Annotated in this window: 11 protein-coding genes; 6 read left to right on the forward strand and 5 right to left on the reverse strand. The window is 58.9% G+C overall.

Annotation, left to right across the window (positions count from 1 at the left end; genetic code table 11):
• Positions 1-152 precede the first annotated feature (152 nt).
• Positions 153-1,103 (reverse strand): thioredoxin-disulfide reductase, encoded by a 951-nt coding sequence (gene trxB / locus ACKVOS_RS04250; protein ID WP_409210768.1) that lies wholly within the window; start codon positions 1,101-1,103, stop codon positions 153-155.
• Positions 1,104-1,256: 153 nt separating this feature from the next.
• Between trxB and ACKVOS_RS04255 the strand changes: the two genes are divergently transcribed.
• Positions 1,257-1,574, forward strand: coding sequence for a 2Fe-2S iron-sulfur cluster-binding protein (locus tag ACKVOS_RS04255; protein WP_409210769.1), 318 nt, complete (start codon positions 1,257-1,259; stop codon positions 1,572-1,574).
• On the opposite strand, the gene ACKVOS_RS04260 is transcribed toward ACKVOS_RS04255, so the two are convergent.
• Genes ACKVOS_RS04260 through ACKVOS_RS04270 form a run of 3 tightly spaced genes read right to left on the reverse strand, consistent with a single transcriptional unit; the run spans position 1,571 to position 4,514 of the window.
• Positions 1,571-2,839, reverse strand: a complete 1,269-nt coding sequence (locus ACKVOS_RS04260; RefSeq protein ID WP_409210770.1) for a NupC/NupG family nucleoside CNT transporter — start codon at positions 2,837-2,839, stop codon at positions 1,571-1,573. The two genes, ACKVOS_RS04255 and ACKVOS_RS04260, sit on opposite strands and share 4 nt — an antisense overlap.
• Positions 2,836-3,621 carry an NUDIX hydrolase gene (locus ACKVOS_RS04265; RefSeq protein ID WP_409210771.1) on the reverse strand — a complete coding sequence of 262 codons (786 nt, stop codon included), beginning with the start codon at positions 3,619-3,621 and terminating at the stop codon, positions 2,836-2,838. Before ACKVOS_RS04265 ends, ACKVOS_RS04260 begins: the two co-directional genes overlap by 4 nt.
• Positions 3,622-3,650: 29 nt before the next feature.
• On the reverse strand, positions 3,651-4,514 hold the full coding sequence (locus tag ACKVOS_RS04270; RefSeq protein ID WP_409210772.1) for an autotransporter outer membrane beta-barrel domain-containing protein: 864 nt from the start codon (positions 4,512-4,514) through the stop codon (positions 3,651-3,653).
• Between the two features lie 125 nt (positions 4,515-4,639).
• On the opposite strand from ACKVOS_RS04270, the gene ACKVOS_RS04275 reads away from it, so the two are divergent.
• The 4 genes from ACKVOS_RS04275 to ACKVOS_RS04290 all read left to right on the forward strand — a co-directional run bounded on the left by ACKVOS_RS04275 (position 4,640) and on the right by ACKVOS_RS04290 (position 7,950).
• Positions 4,640-5,242: a sigma-70 family RNA polymerase sigma factor gene (locus ACKVOS_RS04275; RefSeq protein ID WP_409210773.1), complete on the forward strand. Its 603-nt coding sequence runs from the start codon at positions 4,640-4,642 to the stop codon at positions 5,240-5,242.
• Positions 5,239-6,147 (forward strand): hypothetical protein, encoded by a 909-nt coding sequence (locus ACKVOS_RS04280; RefSeq protein WP_409210774.1) that lies wholly within the window; start codon positions 5,239-5,241, stop codon positions 6,145-6,147. The genes ACKVOS_RS04275 and ACKVOS_RS04280 overlap by 4 nt, the downstream gene beginning before the upstream one ends.
• A 311-nt stretch (positions 6,148-6,458) precedes the next feature.
• A complete protein-coding gene (locus tag ACKVOS_RS04285; RefSeq protein ID WP_409210775.1) occupies positions 6,459-7,001 on the forward strand; it encodes a hypothetical protein in 543 nt (180 codons plus the stop codon).
• A 343-nt stretch (positions 7,002-7,344) separates the two neighbouring features.
• Positions 7,345-7,950, forward strand: coding sequence for a DUF4126 domain-containing protein (locus ACKVOS_RS04290; RefSeq protein ID WP_409210776.1), 606 nt, complete (start codon positions 7,345-7,347; stop codon positions 7,948-7,950).
• Here ACKVOS_RS04290 and ACKVOS_RS04295 read toward each other — a convergent pair.
• Positions 7,844-8,752: a murein L,D-transpeptidase catalytic domain-containing protein gene (locus ACKVOS_RS04295; protein ID WP_409210777.1), complete on the reverse strand. Its 909-nt coding sequence runs from the start codon at positions 8,750-8,752 to the stop codon at positions 7,844-7,846. The two genes, ACKVOS_RS04290 and ACKVOS_RS04295, sit on opposite strands and share 107 nt — an antisense overlap.
• 229 nt (positions 8,753-8,981) lie before the next feature.
• Here ACKVOS_RS04295 and uvrA point away from each other — a divergent pair, with 229 nt between their 5' ends.
• A complete protein-coding gene (gene uvrA, locus ACKVOS_RS04300; RefSeq protein ID WP_409210778.1) occupies positions 8,982-12,008 on the forward strand; it encodes an excinuclease ABC subunit UvrA in 3,027 nt (1,008 codons plus the stop codon).
• Positions 12,009-12,622: the final 614 nt, after the last annotated feature.

Below are 12,622 nucleotides of genomic sequence, written 5' to 3' on the forward strand. Positions count from 1 at the left end.
GCAGGCTTCAACAGAATAGCTCGCAATTGATCTTGATGCCAAATGTTCGAGCAATTTTTGGCCCTGAACAAGGCTCAAGGTATGAGCGAGACTTGTATTAAGAGTGATGGCTTTTGCTGTAACTTAAGATGACTAATCAGGATAAAGCGTCTTTATTGCCCGTCCAGAAAGCGCTCTGCATCCAGCGCCGCCATGCAGCCGGTTCCCGCGCTTGTGACTGCCTGGCGATATATGTGGTCCATCACGTCGCCACAGGCAAAGACGCCGGGCACGCTGGTCTCGGTTGCTTGGCCTTCGGCACCGCCGCGAACCTTGATATATCCGCCGGCCATATCGAGATGCCCTTCGAAAATGCCGGTGTTGGGCTTGTGGCCAATGGCGATGAAGACGCCGTGCAGTTCGATATCCTCGGTCCCGCTGCCGTCTGTGGCGGCAATGCGCATGCCGGTGACGCCCATTGCATCCCCCAGCACTTCATCAAGGGTGTGGTTCCACTTGATCGTCACCTTGCCCTCAGCCTCACGCGCGAAGAGCCGGTCTTGCAGGATTTTCTCCGCCTTCAACTTGTCGCGGCGGTGGACGAGGGTCACATGGCTCGCGATGTTGGCGAGATATAGTGCCTCTTCAACCGCAGTGTTCCCGCCGCCGATGACAGCCACCGGCTTGTTGCGGTAGAAAAAGCCGTCGCAGGTGGCGCAGGCCGACACGCCCTTGCCCATGAAAGCCGTTTCGCTCGGAAGCCCGAGATATTGTGCGCTGGCGCCCGTTGCGATGATGACCGCGTCCGCCGTATAATCGCCTGCCCCGCCGGTCAGCGTAAAGGGCCGCTTGGAAAAATCGACCTTTTCAATATGGTCATTCTCGATCCGGGTTCCGAAGCGTTCGGCATGTTTGCGCATCCGCTCCATCAATTCGGGACCCATAACGCCCGCATCGTCGCCCGGCCAATTGTCGACTTCGGTCGTGGTCATCAACTGCCCGCCGATTTCCACCCCGGTGACGATCATCGGCGTCAGGTTGGCGCGCGCCGCATAAACAGCGGCGGTATAGCCTGCCGGGCCGGAGCCGATGATGATGACGGGAGCGTGGCGATTTTCGGTCATGAATGCGCTTTCTGATTCTGTTGGAGGGGGACATAAGCGCCCCGACCCCGCTGGCCAAGGGGGACGCCCTACTTATCCCCATAAATTAGGGCTTCACATTAGCGCCCTGTCCACTTATCAGGCGGCGCGTAACAAGCTTCAGGGAGCATTTTCATGGCCAAAGTCACCGTAATCTCACGCAATGGCGAAGGCCGCGAAGTGGAGGCGGAAAACGGCCTGTCGTTGATGGAAGTCATCCGCGACAATGGTTTTGACGAATTGCTCGCCTTGTGCGGTGGTTGCTGCTCCTGCGCGACCTGCCATGTGCATATCGATCCGGCCTTTGCCGACAAGTTGCCCAAAATGGGTGAGGACGAAAACGACCTGCTCGACAGCACCGATCACCGCAACGACACATCGCGCCTGTCGTGCCAGATTCCCGTCAGCGATGCTCTCGACGGCCTGATCGTCACCATCGCGCCGGAAGACTAAACCACCGTAACCAGCCCGATCATCGCCCCCGTCATGGCGGAGGCGAGGTTTCCCGCGACCCAGCTTTTCATACCCAGCGACGCTGCTTCTGCGCGGCGTGCGGGGCATAGCGTGCCGATTGTCGACACCAGCAAGCCGACGCTCGCAAGGTTGGCGAAACCGCATAATGCATAGGTAATGATCAACTTGCTTCGGGGCCCGAGTTCGCCTTCGGACAAAGCTGCCATATCGAGATAGGCGACATATTCATTCAAGATGGCTTTCGTTCCCATCAGGCCACCAGCGGTGCCAGCATCCTGCCATGGTATGCCGATCGCCCACATCAGTGGCGCAAATATCCAGCCGAAAAAGCGGCGAAGTGTGAGCGGACTACCGTCGATGAGCGGCAAGACACCTAGGATCTGGTCAACCAGTGCGACAAGCGCAAAAACAACGATGATGATACCGATCACGGCCAGGAACAATTGCACCCCGTCCATCGTGCCGGTGATAACGGCATCGATGCTGCTTTCATATTTCAGGCTTGTATCGTCCAGCTCCATCTGGGTGTCACCATCGCCCGGCACCATCAGGCGCGCGATCAATATCGAGGCGGGTAGAACAATCAGCGACGCCGAAATCATATGCCCTACGGCGTCTGGAACCGTTTTCGACAGCGTCTGCGCGTAAAGGATCAGGATCGCGCCCGAGATCGTCGCCATTGCCAGCACCATGACGGCAAACAATTCGCTACGGCTCATTTTCTCGAAATAGGCCCGTACCACCAAAGGTGCCTCGACAACGCCGAGGAAGATATTGGCACCGGCGCTCAATCCGACCACGCCACTGACCCCCATCGTCTTTTGCAAAGCCCAGCTCAACCCGCGCACGATGAACGACAATATCTTCCAGTGCCAAAACAGGGCGGAAAGCGCCGAGAAGACGATAACGAGCGGCAAAATCTGGAAAGCAATAATCAAGGGAGGTTGCGCACCGTCCTTAAGGACAAAGGGCATTTCGCCTCCGCCGGTGTATCCGAACATATAGCTGGACCCGACCAAAGTCGCCTTTTCAATTGCCAACACCGCATAGTTGGCAAGCATGACGACATCCCACATGAAGGGGACGCGCACGATCAAAAGCGCGATGCCGATTTGAAGCAGCAACGCCCCGCCAACCCAGCGCCAACCCGGAAACGCCTTGCGATTTTCCGACAATCCCCACGCGATCAACACAACCAGCGATATGCCGATCAGCCCTTGCATTTGCTGCAATACTGCCATCATCCGCGCATCGCCGTTTCAATGGGTTCGTCGAGCACCGGGTAGCCATGCCCCTCCGGTATGCACAACCAGCTGCCATCTTCCCGCTTGTCGATATAGGTTTGGACCATGGTCACGGGATGCTCCGCCGCATGGCCAGCGGCAGCATCAAAGGTGCCAAACAGGGCAAGCCGTTCGAGGTTGCGCCGTGTCGGAAAGATGATCATGACCTCGCCGCGGTCCGCCTTGTCCAGAACTTCTGCGGCGGTAGCCCAAAATAGCGCGCGGTTTTCAGTGTGGTCCACGGTCGCGATAGGGGCGGTAGCACCCGCATCTGCAAGATAAAAGCGCGTGTCAAAAACGCGGCTCGCCCGCTCGAACGCTGGGGGACGCCAGCGCGACCAAGGCACCAGCCGGTCAAAGTCCGGAGTCCAGCCATGGCGCGTGCATATCGCTTGCAAGCTCTCCCCGTCATGCAACCCCGCCCGGGCTTCGTCACAATCGGCGGGGTCAGAAACGCCGTCAAGGCCCAATGCCAGACCGGCTTCCTCGATCGTTTCCCTTATGGCCGCAAGCCGTGCCGCCGCCTCGTCCAGTGGCAAGGGACCACCCAGCATTTTCGCATAATCGAAATCGGCCGCATCCACCTTGCCGCCGGGGAACACTGCCGCGCCGCCTGCAAAGGCCATGGCTTTGATCCGTTCCACCATCAGCAAAAGCGGCGCACCGCCCGATGGATTCTCGCGGAAAATCACCATCGTGGCGGCGGGCGTGGCTATGGGCTCTTCAGTGGTGTCAGCATTCATGCCGCCACAAAAGCATGCTTTCGTGACAGTTAGAAGCGGAAACTTAACCCGGCGATTAAACTGGTTGCCTCCGGCCCCGCAAATCCTAACGTGCGGTTGGCATTCAGATTCAGGCTGATATCTTGTGGCAGCGCAAAAGAGGCGCTCGCGCCGATTTCCGCCCATTCATCACTTTGCCCCGGGACGTTGCGCGCGGCGACAATGCGGCTGATGGTCCCGCTTCCCGTTCCCGAGCGTGTCGCGCTGCTGTTCGACGTGGCAACAAAAGCCGCGTTCACGCCAAAGCTGTGCTCGGCATCGGATCCGAACAACGTCTGCAGGGCGACACCTGCCGAGCCGGTCACACCATCTTCGCGCGATTTGACGGTCGTTACTTCGCCGGCGGGCAAGGTGACTGCACGTCCAATGTCGATCCGGTCATAATCGACCGCCAAAAAGGGCGATGCAATCACGCTCTCGCCCAACATCACATCATAGCTTATCCCGCCACCGACGGCGAAGCTTGATCCGTCGCTGTTGATCGTCACGCGGCGGCCAAGGCGTTCGAACACTTCTGTATCGAAACGGCGTTGGCCCAAAGACACATAGCCGTCGACGCTCAGGCCGCCAAAGCTGCGGCCGCCCGAAAGGGAAACCGTTTCGCTGTTCACCGGTACCGCATGCAGCACGCCCTGCGTGACCCCGCCGCGCACGGCAGAAACGGACAATTGGATAAAGCCCTGCTCAAATTCCCGGGCAAGCGACAGGCTTGCAAATTGCGGGTCCTCATCCTGTGCATAGACGGTCACACCCGCATTGATGGACGCGCGCCAATCCTTATCGTCCTCCGCATGAGCTTGCGCCATGGGTATCAGACTAGCTGCGGCGCATAGGCCGATCATCCAGATTTTCATAAATGCCTCCTGTTAAATCACCCCGGTTAAGGGCTGGTTCGCATTCAACGGACGACAAAAGAAAAACCTTCGAAATTTTTTCGAAGGGTTTTTGCTTTATAAACGTAAAGCATGTGAACCGCATTATGATGAGTGGCGAAATGATGCAGCAAGCGATAAAATTGACGCAGGAAAATGACGACGAACTGGTGGCCCGTATTGCCGCGCGGGATCATGGTGCCATGCGGCTCGCCAGTGATCGCCATGCCAATATGGTCTGGCGCGTTGCCTACCGTATGCTGGGCGACGCCGCCGAAGCCGAGGATATTGCGCAGGAGTCGCTTCTAAAGCTCTGGAATCATGCGGATCGCTGGAATGCAGGTGGACCCGGCATTGCTCCATGGCTCAAAAAAGTGACTGTCAACCAATGCCTCGACCGACTGCGGCGCAAGCGCTTTGCCAGCGACGAAGAAGTCCCCGAGCGGGAGGATGAAACCCCGTTGGCCGACCGCCAGATGGAGGCATTGGAGACCGGACAGGCAGTAAAGGACTGTATTGAAACCCTGCCCGACCGGCAGCGAGCCGCAGTCATTTTGACCTATTATGAAGAGCAGCCCAATCAAGGCGCTGCGGAGACGTTGGACATGCAATTGAAAGCCTTTGAATCGCTGCTGTTCCGGGCGCGGTCCAGTTTGAAGGGCTGTGTCGAACGCAGGGGCGTGGTTGCGCACGGGAGGGCAGGACAATGACCGACCCCGCATTCTCGCCCGAAATGGAAAAGGCGTTGAACGCCTATGCCGTTCCGCCCGCACCCGCCGGATTTTCCGACCGCTTGATGGCCCGTATCGCCAGCGGTGATACCGGCTCCGTTGCGACCGCTATGCCGGAATTACCCGCGCGCCGCCGCGCACCAAGCCCATGGCGGCGGACAAGCCGGATCGTCGGATCCGTAGCCTTGTTCTCCCTTGCGACCGCAACCGCCGCTGCGGCAGGTGTGTTTGGGCATCCGGTGTATTTGCCGGGGATTACCGAAGCGCTGGTCAAGGCCGAGATTGTCGAGGCACCTGCGCCCCGTCCACAGCCGAAGCCCGTCCAGATTGCCGAGCAATCCACGCCTGCGGAAGTTGTTACGCCCGCACTGGATGAGCAACCGCAAGGAAGCGCGATCGTGACGTCGCGTTTGACGGCCTTGCGCGAAGATCCGCGTTATGCCGAACTGACGCCCAAGCAAAAGCTGGCGGTTGCGGGGCGCGAAGTCCGCTCTATGGTGCGCAGCGGCGAAGTTACCCGCCGGGAAGCGCGTGCCGCCGTGCGCGAAATGGCACGCAATGCCGATCCTGCGACAAAAGCCGCCGTGCGCACGACGATTGCAGAGCGCCGAGAGAAACGAGTTGAACGGCGGAACGGCGCGGTCGCTCCCGCTGATGGAGCGACAGCAGAACCGCTAGCGGTAACCACGCCATCGACCGCGCAAGAGGAGCAAGCCGTTGCGCAAAGCGAAGCGGCACCCGCTTTGGCCGCGGGCAAGTTGACCGAAGAACAAGCCGACGCCTTGCGCGAACGCCTGCGCACCGCCAGCCCCGAACAACGCGCCGCCCTGCGCAACGCGCTACGCGAACGCCGCCAGCTGCGCCAGCAACGGCGTGTGCAGTGAGGGTGATGGAAAGGAAACACGGAGCCTAACTCACCTCTCCCCTTCAGGGGAGAGGTAAGTAGTCTTATGGCTTTAGCCATTAGACGAAGTGGAGAGGGGGCGTTGGTGCGCTGACCTCGCCGTCGGAGCCCCTCACCAACTGCGCCTAGGCCTGTCGGCCAAGGCTTCGTATCCTCTCCCCTGAAGGGGAGAGGGAATAACCTTTCTTATTCATCCCGAAAAAACTCCAAAAAAATTTCGAAGGGTTTCCGGACGTCATGCGTTTCAGTTTCAGGAGCGGGGAAATTCTCCCTCCCTTTGAAAACTGGAGAATGACCATGAAATATCTTATTGCACTTCCTCTCGCCGCCCTTGCCTTTGCCGCATCGGCCAATGCCCAGACCAGCAAGACCGTCACCATTGAAAAGCCAAAGGGCACGGCAACCAAGACCGTAACCCGCGAAGACGGCAATGTAACCGTTGATGCAGTCGCCACACGCGCCAGCGACGGTGCAACAGCCACGCATCATCGCGAACGCACAAAGACCGACGACGGCGTCAGCGGCAGCGGATCGCAGACGGGCTTCAACGGAAAAACCCGCTCTTATGAATATGATCGCGTTCGTAACGAAGATGGCTTCACAACCACCGGGTCCGCCGTCGACAAGCAAGGCCGTACTTATGAATATGACGCCTTTGGCCGCAAGACCGAAACGGGCCGTGAAACCGGCCGCACGGTGCTGCGCGATGGCGAACAGGTCTATAACCGCACCAGCAATGTGAACCGCGCCGACGGTCAGGTTACCCGCGATGTCAATGTCACACGCGCCCAGGACTTCCGTCCCAAAAAGGCCCTGAAGCGTCGCGGTAACTAAGCTGCAAGGATGGGGACAGTCCCTGAAGGGACAGTCCCCAAGATTGCGTGAAACGGGGACTGTCCCCAACGGTAAAGGCAAAGATTGCGTGAAACGGGGACTGTCCCCTTGGGGACTGTCCCCAACGGTAAAGGCAAATCTTTCCAGTTTGCCGCGCGCCCACCCGCACTCAGGGCGCGCGGCAATCCCGCCCCCTGCCCGGGCCATGCGACCCTGAAACCGGGCACACTATGGGGAGCAGAGATGCGGGCCTCCACATCCCTGCTCCCCACCCTTTTTTAAAGCGCCATTGCGCTCGGTTCCATAAAGTGGCAGCCTTTCCTCATATCGCGCTGGAGGCTTTATGGGCATCATCGAACTATTGGGCCTTGCCGCCAGCCTCAGCCTGCTCTCCGGATGGCGCTTTTATCTGACCATATTTGCCACCGGCCTTGCGATGCATTTCGATATCGTACCCCTGCCCGAAAATCTCCAAATGCTCGATGTCCTTGCAAACCCGTGGGTTTTGGGGATCAGCGCCATCGGGGCCATTGCCGAATTTTTCGCCGACAAGATCGCATGGCTTGATTCTATTTGGGATGGCCTGCACACGCTGGTTCGCCCCGTCGGCGGGGCAATGTTGGCACTTGCGATCATCGACAGTTCGGACCCGACTTGGCAAGTTGTCGCATTCCTGCTCGGTGGCAGCGCAGCCTTTGCCAGCCACGCCACCAAGGCCAGCGCCCGCGCCGCCGTCAACACGAGCCCCGAACCGTTCAGCAATATCATCGTTTCCAGCGTCGAAGATGTCGCGACGGGCGGGTTGCTCATCCTCGCCTTTGCCAATCCGGTTGCCGCGATGATTATTGCGCTGACGCTGCTGGTGTTGGCAATATGGGGGCTGTGGGCGGGATATCGGGCGTTCCGGCGGGCCTTTCCAAAGGCTTCGGAGAAAGTGTCGGAACGCTAACCCCGGTGCCGGGAGAAAAAACAATATTCGTTGCCGAGCTGTTGGCAGATTGCGGCAATTTCCCGCTATAGCCCGAATAGAGATAGCCCCCGTTTTCGAGCGTATCCAAAATCCAGTCGCGTTTCGATGGTTCAACGACGAAACACCCTTCACTCGATCCCGGTCGTCCGCGCGCCGCAATCAAATTTGCGTTGAAATAGCGCCGCCTTTCGGGGGCATAGCTGTGCACCACAATATCGCGCGCGCGCATCTGGCTATTGCTCGGTTCCAATCCATCCAGACGAAGCGATACGCCGTTGATGCCAACATAACGCTCCGCACCCAAAGCCGCACCGAGCGATGAGGTCAGGCTTTCCTGGATATTGCTGAAAAAATTCGCGAACCCGTCATCATCCGGGTCGGAACCGATGCCGTGCGCGACCAATATCGGCGATTCAAGGCCAAAGCCGTCGCGCAAATCAACGCGGTACAATCGCGGCTGGCTGCTATGTTTGGCAAAATCAACAATGACGATGATGGCTGGCCCTGCCGAGCGGCCGGAACTGCAGAAATGGTTGCGATATCCCGCCAGCGCCTTTTCAAAAAGTGCCCGGTCGAGCCGACGCCGGGGTGGTGCATTTCCGACTGCAAATTCGGCCGGGTAAAAATGGGCGTTGATAACGACCAGATTGCGTTCGAGCGACGCGCAGTCCACCTCGGCACGCCGGTAAACCGCAACCGCCTGAACGGGAGCGGTGCCATCGCCGGTGCCCGATTGGAATATAATGACGGGCGGTTCGGGAACCGCCAGGTTCTGCGCCATTACAGGCGCCGTCCCCAATAAAATAGCGAAGAGTGCAAAAAACCTGATCACAAGAATGTGGTCCATGTGTAGAAATTAGAAACTTCCCCAATCTTTCCCTTATGCGGTATTTACCGTGTTTCGCAAGTATAGGCAAAACCCCCGCTTGAAAATTCATCTGTTCTGCGCCACCTGAGCGGCAACATCTTGCCTCTTGCGCATTTAGAACAAATCTGGAACAAACAACCCCATGTCACTCACCCATATCAAGGTGCGCGGTGCGCGCGAGCATAACCTCAAGGGCGTCGATATCGACCTGCCCCGGGACAAGCTGATCGTCATTACCGGCCTGTCGGGGTCGGGCAAGTCGTCGCTGGCCTTCGACACCATCTATGCCGAGGGGCAGCGCCGCTATGTGGAATCGCTGTCCGCCTATGCGCGCCAGTTTCTGGAGATGATGCAGAAACCCGATGTCGAGCATATCGAGGGCCTGTCCCCCGCCATCTCCATCGAACAAAAGACGACCAGCCGCAACCCACGCTCGACCGTCGCCACCGTGACCGAGATTTACGACTATATGCGCCTGCTCTGGGCGCGCGTCGGCGTCCCCTATTCCCCCGCCACCGGCCTGCCGATCACCGCGCAGACCGTCAGCCAGATGGTCGACCGCGTCATGACCCTGCCCGAGGGCACCCGCGCCTTCCTGCTCGCGCCCGTGGTGCAGGGCCGCAAGGGTGAATACCGCAAGGAACTGGCCGAGTGGCAGCGCTCGGGCTACACCCGCGTGCGCATCGACGGCGAATTCTACGCAATCGAAGAAGCCCCCGCGCTCGACAAGAAATATAAGCATGACATCGAAGTCGTCGTCGACCGCATCGTGGTAAAAGACGGCATCCAGCAACGGCTGGCCGAGAGTTTCGAGGCGGCGTTGAAGCTGGCCGATGGTCTGGCTTTTGTGGATCTGGCGGACGGGACTGTGGCGGATGCTATGGGTGCGGGCGGCAATGGCGTCGCAGAAGCAAGAGCGACGTTCAAGGCGGAGGGGACTGTCCCAAGCGGCGAAGCCGCGCCGTGGACTGTCCCCGGGCACGACGGCGAAGTGGGGACAGTCCCCGTTCGGGGACAGTCCCCGGAGCGTAACCTCAAAGGCACCGGCCTGCCCGCCAACCGCATCGTGTTCAGCGAGAAATTCGCCTGCCCGGTCAGCGGCTTTACCATCGCCGAAATCGCCCCGCGCCTGTTCTCCTTCAACGCACCGCAGGGGGCCTGCCCCGATTGCGACGGCTTGGGCGAGCGGCAGGAATTCGACCCGCAACTGGTCGTCCCCAACGAACATCTCAGTCTCAAAAAAGGGGCGATCGTGCCCTGGGCGAAGTCCAACCCGCCGTCCCCTTATTATATGCAGGTGCTCGCCAGCCTTGCGAAGGCCTATGATTTCAGCCTCGATACCCCGTGGGAAGATCTGCTGCCCGACCAGAAGCTGATCATCCTGTACGGCACCGGCGGCCTGCCGGTCGAGCTGACCTTCAAGGACGGGCGCAAGGAATATACGGTGCGCAAGGCGTTTGAGGGCGTCGTTGGCAACCTCAACCGCCGCCTGCTGCAAACCGACAGCGCGTGGATGCGCGAGGAACTGTCCAAATATCAGACGTCGCAGCCCTGCGAAACCTGCCATGGCGCGCGGTTGAAGCCGGAGGCGCTGTCGGTCAAGATCGCCGGTGTCGACATCTCCATTCCCACGCGGATGAGCGTCGCCGACGCGGTGAACTGGTTCGCCAGCGTCAACGACACGTTGACCAATCAGCAACAGCAGATCGCCAAGGCCATCCTGAAAGAAATCAACGAACGGCTGGGCTTCCTCAACAATGTCGGGCTCGATTATCTCAACCTCGACCGCACATCGGGCACCCTGTCCGGCGGCGAAAGCCAGCGTATCCGCCTCGCCAGCCAGATCGGGTCGGGCCTGTCCGGCGTGCTCTATGTGCTCGACGAACCCAGCATCGGCCTGCACCAGAAGGATAATGACCGCCTGCTTGCCACGCTGCGCCGCCTGCGCGACCTCGGCAACACCGTCATCGTCGTCGAACATGACGAAGACGCCATCCGCACCGCCGACTGGGTAGTCGACCTTGGCCCCGGCGCCGGGGTGCATGGCGGCACCGTGATGGCCGAAGGAACGCTGAAACAAATCCTGAAAGCCAAGGGCAGCCTGACCGCCGATTATCTCAACGGTACCCGCGAGATTGCGGTGCCCAAGACACGGCGCAAGGGCAACAAGAAGAAGCTGACCGTCCATGGCGCGCGCGCCAATAACCTCAAAAATGTGACCGCCAGCATTCCGCTCGGCACCTTCACCTGCATCACCGGCGTATCGGGGTCGGGCAAGTCGAGCTTCACCATCGACACGCTCTATGCCTCTGCCGCCCGCGCGCTGAACGGTGCGCGCGTCATTGCGGGCGCGCATGACAAGATCACCGGCCTAGAGCATTGCGACAAGGTGATCGACATCGACCAGTCACCCATCGGCCGCACCCCGCGCAGCAACCCCGCCACCTATACCGGCGCCTTCACCAATATCCGTGACTGGTTCGCCGGATTGCCGGAATCCGAAGCGCGCGGGTACAAGCCCGGCCGGTTCAGCTTCAACGTAAAGGGCGGCCGATGCGAAACCTGTAGCGGCGACGGCCTGATCAAGATCGAAATGCACTTCCTGCCCGACGTCTATGTGACGTGCGAGGAATGCAACGGCAAACGCTACAACCGCGAGACTTTGGAGGTCAAATGGAAGGGCCTGTCCATCGCCGACGTTCTCGACATGACGGTCGAGGATGCGGTGGAGGTGTTCAAGGCCGTCCCGCCCATCCGCGACAAGATGATGATGCTGGCCGAAGTCGGCCTCGGCTATGTCAAGGTGGGTCAGCAGGCCACGACCCTATCGGGCGGCGAAGCGCAGCGCGTGAAACTCGCCAAAGAACTCAGCCGCCGCTCCACCGGCCAGACACTCTACATATTGGACGAACCCACAACCGGGCTTCACTTTGAAGACGTCCGCAAACTATTGGAGGTCCTCCACCGCCTGGTCGAACAGGGCAACAGCGTGGTGGTGATCGAACATAATCTCGACGTCATCAAGACGGCGGACTGGATCATCGACCTAGGGCCGGAGGGCGGCGTCAAGGGCGGCGAGATTGTTGCGGAGGGAACGCCGGAACAGGTCGCCAAGGAGCCGAAGTCGTACACCGGCCATTATTTGGCGCCAATGTTGGGGAAGGGTTAGCTATTCGGTCCCTGAACGAATGTAGGCTATCAGCGCGCTATGCAGCTTGGGTTAATGACCGGTAAGTTGTGGGAAGCGGACATAATGTAGCGTAAGCGAACTAAAGTGTGGGCCCCGCCCACACAACGTCAACGTCAACGACAACGCAGTCTTTGTTTTGCTCAGTTACGACGTGCCACGCGTCTGCTGTGTGCAACAAAAATACCGACTTTGGATAGGCGCTGCAGTCGGAAATGGGAAAGTCAACTTCATGAGAGTAAAGCAGAATAAACCCGGACCTTTTCATTGTGTCGATAGCAACGTTGATTTGTTTGTTTTTTATATCTGGAACATCTGGACCAAAAATCTGAAAAAACGCGATATACGCCAAGCAAGCCGAAATTAGCGCAATTAGTAGGTAGTTAAAAAACCTTTTCAAAGTGCCCCCTGTTGCTGCAGCCGTTTTCGATCCACATGGCTCCAACCTAACTGCTTCTGCTATGTCCGCAATGTTGTGGTTTGCTGACGCTTGCGACTAACAGCCAGTAGGGTTTCCGCGTTCATGCCCAAAGCATATATGCAATGTAAGCAACCGTAAAAAAGACAATCAGAGCAATCCATTTTATAAACGAATA

Origin of the sequence: Sphingorhabdus sp. (genome assembly GCF_046154385.1) — a bacterium.
Taxonomy (GTDB): domain Bacteria; phylum Pseudomonadota; class Alphaproteobacteria; order Sphingomonadales; family Sphingomonadaceae; genus Sphingorhabdus_B.

Excerpts from the sequence above, each read along its gene's own strand:
- ACKVOS_RS04270 (WP_409210772.1), bottom strand. The coding sequence starts at position 4,514 with ATGAAAATCTGGATGATCGGCCTATGCGCCGCAGCTAGTCTGATACCC.
- ACKVOS_RS04285 (WP_409210775.1), top strand. The coding sequence starts at position 6,459 with ATGACCATGAAATATCTTATTGCACTTCCTCTCGCCGCCCTTGCCTTT.
- ACKVOS_RS04290 (WP_409210776.1), top strand. The coding sequence starts at position 7,345 with ATGGGCATCATCGAACTATTGGGCCTTGCCGCCAGCCTCAGCCTGCTC.
- trxB (WP_409210768.1), bottom strand. The coding sequence starts at position 1,103 with ATGACCGAAAATCGCCACGCTCCCGTCATCATCATCGGCTCCGGCCCG.
- ACKVOS_RS04275 (WP_409210773.1), top strand. The coding sequence starts at position 4,640 with ATGATGAGTGGCGAAATGATGCAGCAAGCGATAAAATTGACGCAGGAA.
- ACKVOS_RS04265 (WP_409210771.1), bottom strand. The coding sequence starts at position 3,621 with ATGAATGCTGACACCACTGAAGAGCCCATAGCCACGCCCGCCGCCACG.
- ACKVOS_RS04295 (WP_409210777.1), bottom strand. The coding sequence starts at position 8,752 with ATGGCGCAGAACCTGGCGGTTCCCGAACCGCCCGTCATTATATTCCAA.
- ACKVOS_RS04260 (WP_409210770.1), bottom strand. The coding sequence starts at position 2,839 with ATGATGGCAGTATTGCAGCAAATGCAAGGGCTGATCGGCATATCGCTG.
- uvrA (WP_409210778.1), top strand. The coding sequence starts at position 8,982 with ATGTCACTCACCCATATCAAGGTGCGCGGTGCGCGCGAGCATAACCTC.
- ACKVOS_RS04255 (WP_409210769.1), top strand. The coding sequence starts at position 1,257 with ATGGCCAAAGTCACCGTAATCTCACGCAATGGCGAAGGCCGCGAAGTG.
- ACKVOS_RS04280 (WP_409210774.1), top strand. The coding sequence starts at position 5,239 with ATGACCGACCCCGCATTCTCGCCCGAAATGGAAAAGGCGTTGAACGCC.